We start from the raw sequence: 13,878 nt of genomic DNA, 5'->3' as shown, positions 1-13,878 counted from the left end.
CGCAGTCGTCGCGGGTCGATGGGTGAGGGGCCGGCCTCAAACATCGCGTTGATCAACGGCTCTCCGGCACCCACAGCACGATATCCGGCCAGATCAGGAATACCAACGCGACCACGAGCAGAGTGCCCACATAGGGCAATGCACCGCGGAACACGTCTCCGACCGGTTGAGCAGCAGCCTTTGACACCACGAACACGTTCAGACCGAGCGGTGGGGTCACGAGTCCGATCTCTGCGAGCAGGATGACCAGGATGCCGAACCAGATCGGGTCGTAGCCAAGCGCCTCGATCACGGGCACGACGATCGGCACCGTCAGCGCGATGATCGCGATCTGATCCATGAAGAAGCCGAGAACCACATAGAGCAGTCCGATCAACACCAGGATGCCGAACGCGGGCAAAGCCAGCTGCTCGATCCACTCGACGATCTTCGGCGCGACCTGGGTCTCGGTGATGAAATGGCCGAATACATGCGCGGAGATGATGATCGCGAAGATCATCGCCGTCGACTTCACCGTCTCGATGACCGCGTGAAGCAGGCCGGCGAGCGTGGCGCGACGATACGCGGCTGCGAGCAGGAGTGCCGCGAGGCATCCCAGTGCCGCCGCCTCGGTGGGTGTGGCCCAGCCGATGTAGATCGACCCCACGACTGCAGCGAATAAGACGAGAATAGGAGAAGCGCTGACCAGCGCAGAACCCTTGGCGGACATCGAGGTTCGCTCACCGTGTGGGGCCATGTCCGCGTTGCGCAGAATGGTGAGGTACATCGTCACGATGATCGCCGCGGCGATGAGGATGCCGGGCACAAAGCCTGCGATGAGTTGGTCACCCACGCTGGTCTGTGCGGTGATCGCATAAAAGACCAGCGCGATACTCGGCGGGATCATGGCGGCCAATGTGCCGACCACAGCCACGATTCCGGAGGCAGTCCGCGGATGGTATCCCTCGTCGATCATCTTCCCGGTGGATGCATAGGCGAGCGTTGCGGCCGAGGCGGTGGAGGAGCCCGACACCGCGGCGAACGCAGTACCGGCGCCAACAGCGGCGACGGCGGTGCCGCCGCGAACTCGCCCGACCACGGCGCGCGCGGCGTCGAACAGCGAATCCAGTAGTCCTGACAGCAAGACCAGCTGCGCCATGAAGATGAACAGGGGGATGGCGCTCAGGGTGAAGCTCGTAACCGAACTCGCGGGAATCGTTTCCAGGACGCCGTCGATGATGTTGCCTTGACCGATCACGACGAGACCGACAAGCCCTGCCGTCATGATGGCGAAAGCGACCGGGATTCGGCACAGGATCAGGACGATGAGTAGTGCAAAGATGGCCAGTGCAGTCATTATTCGGCCCCTGTCAGGTCGCCCGGGTCGTAATCGGTTGCCAGCTCACCCCATGGGGCGGTGAGTTCCCGATAGAGGTCGATCACCGCAATCGTGAATGCCATCAGTGAGCCGATCGGGATGAACGATCGCCAGATCCACTCCGGTATGGATAGTTCTGTCGCGCCCTTCGGGGGAATCTCGCCCAGTGTCAGGGCCGTCAGGCTCGCCTGCAGCCCGAACCAGAACAGCAGCGCAAAGATCACCGCGACGATGACATGGGTGAGGATCAGCAGCGTCTTCTGGGCGTTGTGCGGGAGGGCGCCGAAGATGCTGGTGACTGCGACGTGTGCCCCGGCCCGGTATGCCGTCACCATGCCGAAGAACGCGGTGGCGGTCAGCAGATACCGTTCGGTGAACGAGACATTCCACCCCAGCGGCTGGTCGAGCGCGACCCGGGAGAACACTTCGGCGCAGGCGAGCACCGCCATCGCCACGATGGCGATTGCCGCGAGAGCTCCGGCCACCATCGAGATCGTGTTCTGCACCTTGTCCAGGCGCGGGTGATCGTCGGTCAGATATCCGAAAGTGGTTCTGCGCGCGGACCCGTTCCGCTGTGGACTCTGCGTCATCGGGTTCTGGACGATGTCAGTCATCGGTGTAGCCCTCCTCGCGTAGCGCGGACTCCCACTCGTCGAGCACGTCACCGGCCGGCAGGCCCATGTCGGTGAGATCCGCCTGCCATTGCTCTCTGGCCGGTTTCGACACCTCGGTGGTCCACACGTCTTGCTGGGCGGGAGTGAGGACGTCGAGAGTGGTTCCGTCGTCGGCCATCTGCTGGCGTGATTCCGGTAGTAGTTCGTTCAGTTTCTGGCAGAGATGAGCTTCGGTCGCGGCTGCGGCTTCGGTGATGACATCGCGTTGTTCATCGTTCAGTTCGGACCACTTCTGTTCCGAGATCGAGTAGAGCACCGCCACCGAGCCCAGCCCCGCACCGATGGTGCTGTGCCGGAGCACCTCGGCGAGCTTGTACGGAGCCATGCTCGTGGGACTGGCGACCGTGCCGTCGACCGTTCCGCGGGAGATGGCTTCGTACATGTCGCCCAGCGGCATGGAGACGCCGGCGGCGCCCATCTCGTCTACCACTCGGTCCACTGCGCCGCCGGGCGATCGCAGGATCGCACTGTGCTGCGTATCCGGATCGGTGGCGGGTGCGGAGGTCATGAGCTCGTATCCGGTGAGCAGGACGCTCCAGAGTGGACGTATACCCATCGGCGCGATCTCGTCTTCTCTGGCCGTTGATCCCTCCGAGACCGCGCGCGTTACCGCTGCGGCACCGACACACGAATCCGTGGTGTAGCCGGGCAGGTCGAATGCGCTGGACAGCGGCATCTGAGCCGAGAGATATGCGGGCACCACACCGGACACATCGGAGATGCCCGACGACAGCATGGTCGGCACGTCATCGAACGCGCCCAATTGGCCGCTGGGATAGAACTCGACGTCGAGCCCGACCGCCGGCCCTGTCTCGCGTAGCTTCTCGACGAAGTACATCGACCCGTTCGCGGTGATCGGGTGACTCGGCGAGAAGTTGTCGGCGAACCGCAACACGGTGTCGCTGCCCTGCGACGTCGCCGTGCAGCTCGTCGCCACAAAGACTGCTGCCAGTCCGGTGAGTGGGAACATCCAGCGCCGACTTCTTCTCAACGCGGTGGGGCGCCTCGTGCGGGGCGCAGCGAACAAACCCATTCCGACCTCCCTGTCCAATGGTGTGCGCTGAAGTCCTTGCGCGGCCTCGGTTGAGGCGCAGCGTTGTTGAGGACGGCTGACGCGCTATCGACATGTTCCTATATAAGAACATGCAAGTCTTATTTCCGAATACATGTGGACGCTAGCTCGTGATGCGCATCACGTCAACCGCGCGTCCCGGGAATGTGCGGAGACCGGATCAGCGATCGTGAAATGCGCTGGTTCGTTAGTCCTGGCCACTTGACAGCCCGCCGCGACACACGCAGACTCTCCGTATATCCGTTATTTGCGTTCGTATATAAGACAAAGGAGCAGGTGTGACCCACACTGACAGCGCGCAGGAGAGCCTCACAGGTCTGCGGGTCCTGGACCTGTCGAGAGTTCTGGCCGGCCCGCTGTGCTGTCAGCTGCTCGGCGACCACGGCGCAACCGTGACCAAAGTCGAACCACCTGCCGGCGACGACACCCGCCGTTGGGGTCCTCCGTTCGTGAACGACGATGAGAGTGCGTACTACAACGCGATCAACCGCAACAAAACCAATATCTGCCTGGACCTGAGCACCGAAGCCGGGCAACGGGTGCTCGCCACTCTTCTCGCCGACAGCGATGTGGTGGTGGAGAACTTCAAGACCGGCACCTTGGCGCGATGGGGCTTTTCTGACGAACTGCTGCGGGAGCGGTATCCACGGTTGATCGTCGGCCGCATCACGGGGTTCGGCGCCGACGGCCCGATGGGCGGACTACCCGGGTACGACGCCGTCGCGCAGGCCTACGGCGGCCTGATGAGCATCAATGGCGAGGCCGACGGCCCAGCGCTGCGCGTCGGTGTGCCGATCGTCGACATGGTGACAGGCATCTACGCGTTCAGTGGGATTCTGCTCGCGCTGGCCGCCCGCGATCGTACTGGTCGTGGGCAGATAGTCGACTGCACTTTGGCGGACACCGCGGTGTCATTACTCCATCCGCACTCGGCGTCCAACCTGGCCGACGGCCGCATCCCCGTCCGCAGCGGTTCCGCTCACCCGACCGTGGCGCCCTACGACACGTTCGACACCCGTGATGGTCAGGTGTTCATCGGTGTGGGCAACGACCGTCAGTTCCGCAACCTGGTCGATGTGCTGGGAGCGCCAGAACTCAACGACGACGACCGGTTTCGGACCAACGCCGACCGTCTGGCCAATTTGGCGGCCCTGACCAGCCTCCTGGGGGCGCGGACGATCGGATTCGCGAAGGACGAACTCGCCGAAGAGCTTCTTGCGAAGGGGATTCCGGCGTCGGCGGTGCGTGACGTCGGCGAGGTCTTGCGCGACGACCATGTTCGTCATCGGCAGATGGTGATCGAACACGGGGACTACCGAGGAGTGGGCATCCCGATCAAGTTGAGTGAGACCCCGGGGACGGTGCGTACGACGCCGCAACCGCGGGGTGCGGACACCCGGGAGGTGCTCGCGGGACTGGGACTCGACGCTGACGCGATCGACCATCTGATCTCGTCAGGAGTCGCACATGACGAGCGAAACCGCGCGTACAGCAATGGAAGTGTCCGATGAGTGACTACATCTGGAAGCCGGGTGCCGACCGAGTCGCGCGCGCGAATGTGACGCGCCTGGCGCAGTCCCACGGGATCGATTCGCTCGACGAGTTGCGGTCGATGTCGCAGACGGACCCCGCGTGGTACTGGGACGCAGCGATCGGTGACCTCGGTATCCCGTTCACAACGCCCTACAGTTCGGTTCTCGATCTCACGAACGGAGCAGCGAATCCCGACTGGTTTGTCGGCGGTGAGTTCAACGTCGTCGACGCGTGTATCACTCGTTGGCGGGCCGAGGACCCGGATCGGCCGGCCGTGATCCACGAGGACGAGAACGGTGCGACGACGATCCTGTCGTACGCCGACCTCGCCGAACAGGTGTCGCGTGCCGCAGCCGGATTGAGCGATCTCGGCATCGGAACCGGCGACACCGTGGCCCTGTATCTCCCGATGATCCCCGAGGCCGTGGTGGCCTTCTACGCCGCGGCGAGCATCGGGGCGATCGTGGTCCCGCTGTTCTCCGGGTTCGCCGCGCCAGCGATCTCCGCTCGGCTGAACGATGCGGGGGTCACTGCCGTGATCATGGCGGACGGCACCATGCGCCGCGGTCGGCGCGTCGACATGTCCTCGGCCCTGAGTGAGGCGCTCGGCTCGGCCCCATCGGTGGCCACGGTCGTCGCCGTGTCGAACGGGGGCGCTGTCGATCGATTCTCGCCGGGCACTGCGACCGTCGTGTCCTGGGAGTCACTCATCAAGTCCGCCACCGCGCACACCCCGCGTCGTCTTCCGGCGATGCACACGCTGATGCTCGGCTACACCTCGGGGACCACCGGAAAACCGAAGGGTGCGGTGCACACGCACGCCGGTTTCACTGTGAAGGTCGCCACTGAAGTTGCGTATTCCTTCGACATCAGACCCGGCGACAGTTTCTGCTGGATCACCGACATGGGCTGGGTGATGGGCCCGCTGGCTACCATCGGCGCACACGCCAATGGCGCGTCGTTGGTGCTGTACGAGGGAGCGCCGGACGTTCCCGACCGCTGTCGCCTGTGGGACCTCGTTGCGCGACATGACATCACGATGCTCGGAGTGTCACCTACGCTGATCCGAACACTGCGTGCGACACCGCTGGACGAGATCGCCGAGTATGAGCTGTCCTCGGTACAGACTCTCGGATCGACGGGCGAGCCGTGGGATTCGGATTCCTACGACTGGTTGGCGGCGGAGGTTTTCGGCGGCCGGGTGCCGGTCATCAACTTTTCCGGCGGCACCGAGGTCGGCGGTTCGTTCCTCGCGCCGTACCCGGTGGAGCCGATTCCGAGCTGTTCGCTTGGTGGCCCGTCGCTGGGTATGGACGTCGATGTGGTCGACGATCACGGACAACCGGTTCGCGGCGAGATCGGTGAACTGGTGTGCCGCACACCATGGCCGTCGATGACGCGCAGCATCTGGCGCGATCACGACCGGTACCTCGAATCGTACTGGTCCACGTTCGAGGGGATCTGGTGTCACGGCGACTTCGCGCTGGTCGATCCGAAAGACGGCGCGTGGTACATCCTCGGACGCTCCGACGACGTCATGAATGTCGGCGGCAAGCGACTGGCTCCCGCCGAGGTCGAGTCGGCGCTGGCGGCCCATCCGGCGGTGCGGGAAGCAGCAGCCGTGGGTGTACCCGATCCGCGCAAGGGCGAGGCCGTGTGGGTGTTCTGGGTTCCGCGAGACGACGCGGACCCGGATGCGGTGGGCCCAGAACTGCGCCGGCTCGTCGCCGACAACGTCGGCAAACCGTTCGCCCCGAGCGAAGTCATCGCGGTACCCGCCTTGCCGAAGACACGTTCGGCGAAAGTGATTCGCCGAGCGATCCGCGCGGTGGCCACCGATACCGATCCAGGTGACTTGTCGAGCGCGGAGAACCCCGAATCACTCGACGGCATCAGTAGCGCACTCGCCGGGCTGCGGCGATCGAGTCGGTTGCGACCACAGCCGACCGCCGGATGAGCCGAGCGACGCAGCCACCCAGCACCCCCACGACCACCACAGATAGGAAATGACGATGGACTTCTCACTGACCGACGACCAGACCACCATCCGGGATACGGTCACTGAACTCGCGGCCAAGTTCGACGACCAGTACTGGCAGGAGAAGGACGCTGCCCACGAGTTCCCGGACGAGTTCTACCGGGCTTTCGCGGACGGCGGATGGCTCGGGATCACCACCCCGGAGGAGTACGGCGGACACGGCTATGGCATCACCGAAGCGTCCATCATTCTCGAACAGGTGGCGGCCTCGGGCGCCGGAATGAACGGCGCCAGCTCGATGCACCTGTCGATCTTCGGCATGCATCCCGTCATCGTCCACGGCAGCGACGAACTCAAGCGTCGAACGCTCCCGCGGATCGTCAACGGGGATCTGCACGTCTGCTTCGGTGTCACCGAGCCGGGCGCCGGACTCGACACCACCAAGATCACCACGTTCGCCAAACGCGACGGCGACAAGTACATCGTCAACGGCCGCAAGGTATGGATCTCCAAGGCCGCGGAGTCGGAGAAGATCCTGCTGCTCACCCGGACACAGAAGCCGGAGGACTCAAAGCGCAAGACCGACGGCATGACGTTGTTCCTGACCGACATCGACCGGGACGCGATCGACATCCGGCCCATCAAAAAGATGGGCCGTAACGCGGTGACCTCCAACGAGTTGTTCATCGACGACCTCGAGGTGCCCGTCGCGGATCGAGTGGGGGAGGAAGGCGAAGGATTCCGCTACATACTCGACGGACTCAATCCGGAGCGCATGCTCGTCGCTGCCGAAGCCCTCGGCATCGGACGCGCCGCACTGCGAGCAGGTGTCAACTACGGCAATCAGCGCGAGGTGTTCGGCCGCCAGATCGGCAAGAACCAGGGAATCCAGTTCCCGCTCGCCGACTCGCTCGCCAAACTCGATGCCGCGGAACTGATGCTGCGCAAGGCCACCTGGCTCTACGACAACGGACTGCCGTGTGCCCGGGAGGCCAACTCGGCGAAGTACCTGTGCGCAGAAGCGGGCTTCGAGGCAGCGGATCGGGCGCTACAGACCCACGGCGGCATGGGGTACTCCGAGGAGTACAACGTTGCCCGCTACTTCCGCGAGGCCCGGCTGACCCGCATCGCCCCGATCAGTCAGGAGATGGTCCTCAACTATCTCGGCTCCCACGTGCTGGGACTCCCGAGAAGCTACTGACGCCCGATTCCACCGAAAGGCCACCACGATGCCCGGACTCTGGTTCGACGAACTACACGTCGGTCAGACCTTCGACCACCCCATCCGACGCACTGTTTCCGAGACCGACAATGTGCTGTTCACCGCGATGACGCACAATCCCGCCCTGTTGCACCTCGACGAGGAGTACATGAAGGGCACCGAATTCGGGTCGCGGGTGGTGAACAGCGCCTTCACCCTCGGCCTGATGGTGGGGATCTCGGTGGGCGACACGACCCTCGGCACCGCCGTGGCCAACCTCGGCTGGGACGAGGTGCGATTCCCGAAGCCGCTCTTTCACGGCGACACGGTCAGAGTGACCTCCGAGGTCATCGAACTCCGCGAGTCGCGGTCGCGTCCGGACCAGGGCATCGTCACCTTCCTGCATCGAGCGTTCAACCAGCACGACGACCTGGTCGCATCGTGCAAACGGTCTGGTCTGCAACGCAAACGGCCCACCGAAGAGACCACCGACGTGAAAGCGTCGGCATGACCACGCCGCTGCGGTCGATGCTCTTCGTCCCCGGGGACAGTGAGCGCAAACTCGAAAAGGCCACCAGCACCAGCGCCGATGCGCTCATCATCGATCTCGAGGATTCGGTGAGCGAGAGCCGCAAGGCCATTGCCCGCGACATCAGCGCGGAGTTCCTCACGAACGCCGCTGCTAGTCAGAAACTCTGGGTGCGCATCAATCCCTTGGAGAGTGCACATGCACTGCTGGATCTGGCCGCGGTGGTGCGCGCGGCACCGGCGGGCATCGTCGTACCGAAGATCAACGGCCCGCAGGCTCTGACGACGCTCAGCAATCACCTCGACGCGCTGGAAGTGGCTTTCGGCGTGGAGAGAGGGTCGATTCAGCTTCTTCCGGTTGCAACCGAGACACCGCTGGCTGCGCTGCGTCTCGCTGATCTGGCGGCAAATCCGGGGAGTTCTCGGGTGTATGGCTTCACTTGGGGAGCAGAGGACCTGAGTGCAACCATCGGTGCCAGCACCAATCTCGGTGCCGACGGCGGGTGGGCTCCGACGTACGTCCATGTTCGGTCCCAGACGTTGCTGGCGGCGGCCGCGGCAGGCGTGCACGCCGTCGAAACGCTGTACGTGGACCTCAGCGACGCCGACGGGCTGATGGCGTCCACCCGTGCGGCGCGCGCGGAGGGGTTCACCGGCCGGATCGTGGTGCATCCGAAGCAGGTCGACATCGTCAACGACGCCTTCACACCGACCCCCGCGGAGGTTCGATACGCTCAGCGCGTGGTGGACGCGTTCGCATCGGAGGAGACCGGGACCGTGGCCTTGGACGGCAAGATGCTGGACGCGCCACACCTGAGGCAGGCGCACAAAGTGTTGGCGCTGATACCTCGGTGATGATGTCGAAGAGGTGAACAGGATGGGCAGATGACCGAGCCGGCAGCGGACAAATCGAGCGAGCATCGCACGGTCTCACGGGTCACCGGGATATTGGAGTTCGTCGCCAAATCGGATCAGAGCGTGCGACTGGCGGAGATCGTCGCCGAACTGAAGGCACCGCGTTCGTCGGTACACGGATTGGTGCACGGGCTGGTCTCCACCGGATACCTGCGTGTTACTGACGACGGGCGGTACAACCTCGGACCTGCGCTGGGCGCGCTGGTCATGCCGAAAACCGAAGCCGATCACCGCATCCGTGCCGAGATGGAAGGCCTGAGTCTGGAGTTCGATGAGACCGTAGCCCTGGTTGCGCTGGCCGGCGACTCGATGGTCACCATCGACGCGATCGAGTCGGCCAAGCAGGTCAGGTATCACCCGACCATCGGGGCTCGGCGGCCGCTGTATCCCACCAGTGCCGGCCGCTGCTTTTTGGCCTTCGCCAATTCCGCATATCGCGATAAGTACTTGGAGCGAAATTTTCCCCTGGTCTCCGAGCGCGACCGGGTGCGGCGAGAGTTGGAGCAGGTTCGTGCGGACGGATTCGCGGTGAATCGCGGCGATACCCTGTCCGATCTCCATGCGGTATCGGCGCCGATATTCGACGGCCCCAGTGTGACCGGCGTTATGACGGTCGCCGGGCCGTCCACGCGGTTCTCCGGGAGAGCCGACGACATCACCCGAGCAGTTCGCGACGCGGTCTCTCGGTTGAGCAATGAAGACACCCCCGGGTGAGGATCACAGCCGGTCCCGCTCGTAACCGACCTGACGCTGAATGGGGCTGACACCGTCGTGAAAGCTGTTGTGATGAGAGACTTCGGCGGGCCGGAGCAACTCGTGCTCGACGAAGTGAAGCAACCGATCCCAGAACCCGGATGGGTGTTGGTGGAGCTGAGGGCGAGTGCCCTCAATTGGCACGACGTCTTGGTACGGCGAGGTCAGTATCGATCGCCGCTGCCCCATACGCCAGGTGCCGACGGCGCCGGAATACGCGCCGACACCGGGGAGGAGGTGGTGATTCTGCCGTCCCTCGGATGGGGTGACAGCACAGATGCGCCAGCTGCCGACTTCGGGATTCTCGGCGATCACCTGGCCGGCACCTATGCCGAGTGCGTTGCGGTGCCCGCGGAATGTGTCGCACCCAAGCCGGCCGGGTATTCCTGGGAGCAGGCGGCCGCGCTTTCCCCGGTGGGGGTGACCGCCTACCGCGCGCTGGTAACGCGAGCTGGGTTGTCCCGCGCAGAAAATCTACTGATCGTCGGAGCCGGTGGCGGCGTCTCCACCATGGCGCTCGCGTTGGCGCGGGCGCTGGGAGCCAATGTCTATGTCACCGCCTCGTCGGCGGCCAAACTCGACAGCGCCCGCGAGTACGGCGCCGTGGACGGCGTGCTGCACACCGACAGTTCCTGGCCCGAGCGAGCCTCGGCACTGGTACCGGGTGGAGGTGGATTCGACGTGGTCCTCGACCCGGTTGGCCTGTGGCAGCTCTCGACCCGAGCCCTGCGGCCGGGTGGGAGGATAGTGGTGCTGGGTGCCAACGTCGCGGAAGAGGCGACTATGGATGTGCGCACGTTCTTCTTCGGTCAGTACAGTCTGCTGGGCACAACGATGGGCGGGCCTGAAGATTTTCTCGGGCTCTTGGATCTCGTTGCCGGCGGTGCGGTGGCCCCGCCGCGAGTCGCTGCGAGTTTTCCGCTCACAGAGGCCGCCGATGCTCACCGTCTGCTGGAGTCAGGGGAGGCGATCGGCAAGATCGTGCTGACGCAGTAGCGTTGCATGCTCGGCTTCCGCAACCTCGGCCACCACATCTTGCGTTCACTCATCCACTTCGGACAGCTCGCAGAACACCTCGACGCACTCTGAATCGGGAAGAGCCGGTTTGCTCGGCGAGCTTGCCGGCCGCGCCGTCGATCTGGAAGGTCCGCGGGGTGGCACCCGGCTCGCCAAGGGACAGGGACGGTCAGCACAGCCGTGCTCAGTGTCCGGAGAAAGTCGTCGCGAGGAAGGCGTTCGCCCTTCAGCGCGATGATTGACTCGTCGATGCTCATTGGGAACCCTCTGGCTGTTTCACCGTGCTCAGGACACCAGGTACTGCTCGAGTTCGGTCTTATAGTCCTCGAACTGTTGGTTCAGTTGGCGGCGAATCTGGAAGTCATCGTCGATCACGATGTCGGCAGACGAGAGCCCATAGCACCCTGCATACGCCAGGGCAGTCCGGACTGCGGTCCGAGAATCTCTGATGTCGACTCCGGATCGGCGGCGGCATGCGCGGGAAAGGTTGCGTGGGGCGCGAGCATGGGGCAATCGTAGGGGCGGCCGCGTCACCGGCAATCCCGGCGGACGTCTTCTGCACCCAACGACGAGCTCGGCGTGGATGCCCGGTGGGGCCCGCCAACGCGGCGTGCCATCACCGTGAGGTTTCGGATTCCCGGGCGGTGGTATCCGGGACCCATGAGTGAGTACAACGCACAGGTCTCGGAAGATGACGGTCTCCGGTAGGGACGTGCGGGATGACCCTGCCTCGATCGATCCGGATGATCCCCGCAAACCCGAATCCCCGACAGACCTGACCAAGCCGTCGGTGTGGTTCACCGTGCGCAAGACGGCGCGTGAGTTCTCGCGCGATCAGTGCACCGATCTCGCGGCAGCACTGACCTACTACGCGGTGTTGTCCCTGTTCCCGGCGTTGCTGGCACTGGTGTCGCTGCTGGGTGTGTTCGGGCAGGGGGAGAAGACCACCGACACGGTGCTGCAGATGATCGACGACGTCGGCCCCTCGTCGGCCGTGGACACATTGCGCGGCCCGATCGAGCAACTGGTCTCCGCGCCGAGCGCCGGCATCGCCCTCGTCGTCGGTCTGCTCGGGGCGGTGTGGTCGGCGTCGGGGTATGTCGGCGCGTTCAGCCGGGCGATGAACCGCATGTACGAGATCGACGAAGGCCGACCCATCTGGAAGTTGCGGCCGATCATGCTGCTGATCACGCTCGTCGCGCTCATCATGGCCGCCGCGGTCGGAGTGATGCTCGCCGTTAGCGGACCGATCGCCACCTCCGTGGGCGATGCGATCGGGCTCGGCGACACCGCCTTGACGATCTGGAACATCGCCCGTTGGCCGGTGATTCTGCTCTTCGTGATCGTGGTGGTTGCCGTCTTGTACTGGGCGACACCCAACGTGAAGCAACCGAAGTTCCGGTGGATGAGTGCCGGTGCGGTGTTGGCCATCGTCACCTGGATTCTCGCATCGGCGCTGTTCGGGCTGTACGTGGCCAACTTCTCGAACTACAACAAGACCTACGGCGCGCTGGCCGGTGTGATCGTCTTCCTGCTGTGGCTGTGGATCACCAACCTGGCACTGCTGTTCGGCGCCGAGTTCGACGCCGAACTCGAACGCGGCCGCCAATTGCAGGCCGGCATGCCCGCCGAGGAACACCTACAGCTGCCCCCGCGCGACACCACGGCGTCGGACAAGAACGCCAAGACCGACCAGAAGTTCATCGAACGGGGACGTGCGCTGCGAACGTCGCGCGGGAACCATGCCGATCCGTCGGCGGACATCGACTCGTCGAACGACACCGAATCGTCGTCCGATACCGAGCGTGAGCACGCCTGATGCGGCCCAATCATCGACCACCACACCCAAGGAGCGGCATCATGGCCGAGCACAGAACAGAGGAGTTGTCGACCGTACAGCTCGTCGAACGATTACAGCACCAGACCACCACGCTGGTGAGAACAGAGATCCGCGATGCTCTCGACGAGGTCAAGACCAAGGGCACACGCCTGGGGATCGGCGTCGGCATCACCGGAATCGGTACCTTGCTCCTGCTTTTCGGCCTCGGCACGCTGGTGACGGCCGCGGTCCTCGGGCTGGCCAACGCGGTGGCCGCGTGGCTCGCGGCAGTGATCGTCGGCGTCATTCTGCTGATCATCGGTGGCGTCGCGGCCGCGATCGGCGCGCAACGCGCCAAATCCGCCGTCCCGCCTGCCCCGCAGGCCACCGCCGCCAGCGTCCAGCGTGACGTCGAAACAGTGAAGGAGCATCTCCGATGACCAGCCCAGCCGCCGAGCCCGGCAACACCGGGCCCACCAACACCGCACCGGCCGTCGACAACCCACCACCCGTGGAACAGCAGCGCGAGGAGCTCGCCGAGACCGTCGACGCACTCGCCAAGAAACTCGACGTTCCCGCTCGCGTCAATGCCGCCGCCGGTGAGCACCTCCACAATGCTGCCGACCACGTGCAAGAGAATCGGCAGATCGTGATCGGCACCGTCGTCGCCGCTGTGCTGGCGCTCGGCGCAGTCGTTGCCATCCGTCGCCGGAATCGATAGGAGTCTGCGAATGAGTTCTGTATCCAAAGCCTTCTACAAGCCGCTCGCGATCGGCGTCAGTGTGCTGGGCGGCATGGCCGCCAGTGCCGTGTTCAACAAGGTCTGGGCGAAAGTCTCCGATGAGCCCGATGCACCCGACCCGAAAGACCTGCAGCGCAGCAACACCGAAGTCCTCGCGGCCGCCGCGCTGCAGGGATTGATCTTCGGTCTCGTCCGTGCGGCTGTCGATCGTGCGGGGGCTCGCGGATACAAGGCGATCACGCACGAATCTCCGGAGTAGGGGCTGTTGGCGGGTCGTGATGGGTTGGCC

Annotated in this window: 15 protein-coding genes; 11 read left to right on the top strand and 4 right to left on the bottom strand. The window is 64.5% G+C overall.

Annotation, left to right across the window (positions count from 1 at the left end):
- Nucleotides 1-52 precede the first annotated feature (52 nt).
- From ACVT6V_RS26780 to dctP, 3 genes are read right to left on the bottom strand one after another with little or no spacing between them, the layout of a single operon-like run.
- Nucleotides 53-1,336 carry a TRAP transporter large permease gene (locus ACVT6V_RS26780; protein WP_489897093.1) on the bottom strand — a complete coding sequence of 428 codons (1,284 nt, stop codon included), beginning with the start codon at nucleotides 1,334-1,336 and terminating at the stop codon, nucleotides 53-55.
- Nucleotides 1,336-1,971, bottom strand: coding sequence for a TRAP transporter small permease (locus ACVT6V_RS26775; RefSeq protein WP_489897092.1), 636 nt, complete (start codon nucleotides 1,969-1,971; stop codon nucleotides 1,336-1,338). The genes ACVT6V_RS26780 and ACVT6V_RS26775 overlap by 1 nt, the downstream gene beginning before the upstream one ends.
- Nucleotides 1,964-3,064, bottom strand: a complete 1,101-nt coding sequence (dctP, locus tag ACVT6V_RS26770; RefSeq protein WP_489897091.1) for a TRAP transporter substrate-binding protein DctP — start codon at nucleotides 3,062-3,064, stop codon at nucleotides 1,964-1,966. Before dctP ends, ACVT6V_RS26775 begins: the two co-directional genes overlap by 8 nt.
- 317 nt (nucleotides 3,065-3,381) lie before the next feature.
- Here dctP and ACVT6V_RS26765 point away from each other — a divergent pair, with 317 nt between their 5' ends.
- The 7 genes from ACVT6V_RS26765 to ACVT6V_RS26735 are packed head-to-tail and all read left to right on the top strand — an operon-like array spanning nucleotide 3,382 to nucleotide 11,007.
- A complete protein-coding gene (locus ACVT6V_RS26765; RefSeq protein WP_489897090.1) occupies nucleotides 3,382-4,614 on the top strand; it encodes a CaiB/BaiF CoA transferase family protein in 1,233 nt (410 codons plus the stop codon).
- Nucleotides 4,611-6,593: an AMP-binding protein gene (locus tag ACVT6V_RS26760; protein ID WP_489897089.1), complete on the top strand. Its 1,983-nt coding sequence runs from the start codon at nucleotides 4,611-4,613 to the stop codon at nucleotides 6,591-6,593. The genes ACVT6V_RS26765 and ACVT6V_RS26760 overlap by 4 nt, the downstream gene beginning before the upstream one ends.
- A gap of 55 nt (nucleotides 6,594-6,648) precedes the next feature.
- Nucleotides 6,649-7,815 (top strand): acyl-CoA dehydrogenase family protein, encoded by a 1,167-nt coding sequence (locus ACVT6V_RS26755; RefSeq protein ID WP_489897088.1) that lies wholly within the window; start codon nucleotides 6,649-6,651, stop codon nucleotides 7,813-7,815.
- Between the two features lie 28 nt (nucleotides 7,816-7,843).
- Nucleotides 7,844-8,326, top strand: coding sequence for a MaoC family dehydratase (locus tag ACVT6V_RS26750; protein ID WP_489897087.1), 483 nt, complete (start codon nucleotides 7,844-7,846; stop codon nucleotides 8,324-8,326).
- Nucleotides 8,323-9,198: an HpcH/HpaI aldolase/citrate lyase family protein gene (locus tag ACVT6V_RS26745; protein ID WP_489897086.1), complete on the top strand. Its 876-nt coding sequence runs from the start codon at nucleotides 8,323-8,325 to the stop codon at nucleotides 9,196-9,198. Before ACVT6V_RS26750 ends, ACVT6V_RS26745 begins: the two co-directional genes overlap by 4 nt.
- A 30-nt stretch (nucleotides 9,199-9,228) precedes the next feature.
- Nucleotides 9,229-9,972: an IclR family transcriptional regulator gene (locus ACVT6V_RS26740; RefSeq protein WP_489897085.1), complete on the top strand. Its 744-nt coding sequence runs from the start codon at nucleotides 9,229-9,231 to the stop codon at nucleotides 9,970-9,972.
- 57 nt (nucleotides 9,973-10,029) lie between these two features.
- Nucleotides 10,030-11,007 carry a zinc-binding dehydrogenase gene (locus tag ACVT6V_RS26735; RefSeq protein WP_489897084.1) on the top strand — a complete coding sequence of 326 codons (978 nt, stop codon included), beginning with the start codon at nucleotides 10,030-10,032 and terminating at the stop codon, nucleotides 11,005-11,007.
- 392 nt (nucleotides 11,008-11,399) lie between these two features.
- Here ACVT6V_RS26735 and ACVT6V_RS26730 read toward each other — a convergent pair whose 3' ends face one another.
- A complete protein-coding gene (locus ACVT6V_RS26730) occupies nucleotides 11,400-11,534 on the bottom strand; it encodes a hypothetical protein (protein ID WP_489897083.1) in 135 nt (44 codons plus the stop codon).
- A gap of 185 nt (nucleotides 11,535-11,719) precedes the next feature.
- On the opposite strand from ACVT6V_RS26730, the gene ACVT6V_RS26725 reads away from it, so the two are divergent.
- Genes ACVT6V_RS26725 through ACVT6V_RS26710 form a run of 4 tightly spaced genes read left to right on the top strand, consistent with a single transcriptional unit; the run spans nucleotide 11,720 to nucleotide 13,848 of the window.
- Complete coding sequence (locus tag ACVT6V_RS26725; protein ID WP_489897082.1) at nucleotides 11,720-12,847, top strand: YihY/virulence factor BrkB family protein; 1,128 nt, start codon at nucleotides 11,720-11,722, stop codon at nucleotides 12,845-12,847.
- 41 nt (nucleotides 12,848-12,888) lie between these two features.
- Nucleotides 12,889-13,287, top strand: coding sequence for a phage holin family protein (locus ACVT6V_RS26720; RefSeq protein WP_489897081.1), 399 nt, complete (start codon nucleotides 12,889-12,891; stop codon nucleotides 13,285-13,287).
- The gene (locus ACVT6V_RS26715; RefSeq protein ID WP_489897080.1) at nucleotides 13,284-13,568 is read left to right on the top strand and encodes a DUF3618 domain-containing protein; all 285 of its coding nucleotides are present in this window, start codon (nucleotides 13,284-13,286) and stop codon (nucleotides 13,566-13,568) included. The genes ACVT6V_RS26720 and ACVT6V_RS26715 overlap by 4 nt, the downstream gene beginning before the upstream one ends.
- A 10-nt stretch (nucleotides 13,569-13,578) precedes the next feature.
- Nucleotides 13,579-13,848: a DUF4235 domain-containing protein gene (locus tag ACVT6V_RS26710; protein WP_489897079.1), complete on the top strand. Its 270-nt coding sequence runs from the start codon at nucleotides 13,579-13,581 to the stop codon at nucleotides 13,846-13,848.
- The last annotated feature ends 30 nt before the right edge of the window (nucleotides 13,849-13,878 follow it).

The organism is Gordonia sp. LMA167, from assembly GCF_058130025.1.
The sequence above is the reverse complement of the archived record's forward strand: the minus strand, read 5'-3'. Positions and strand labels throughout refer to the sequence as shown.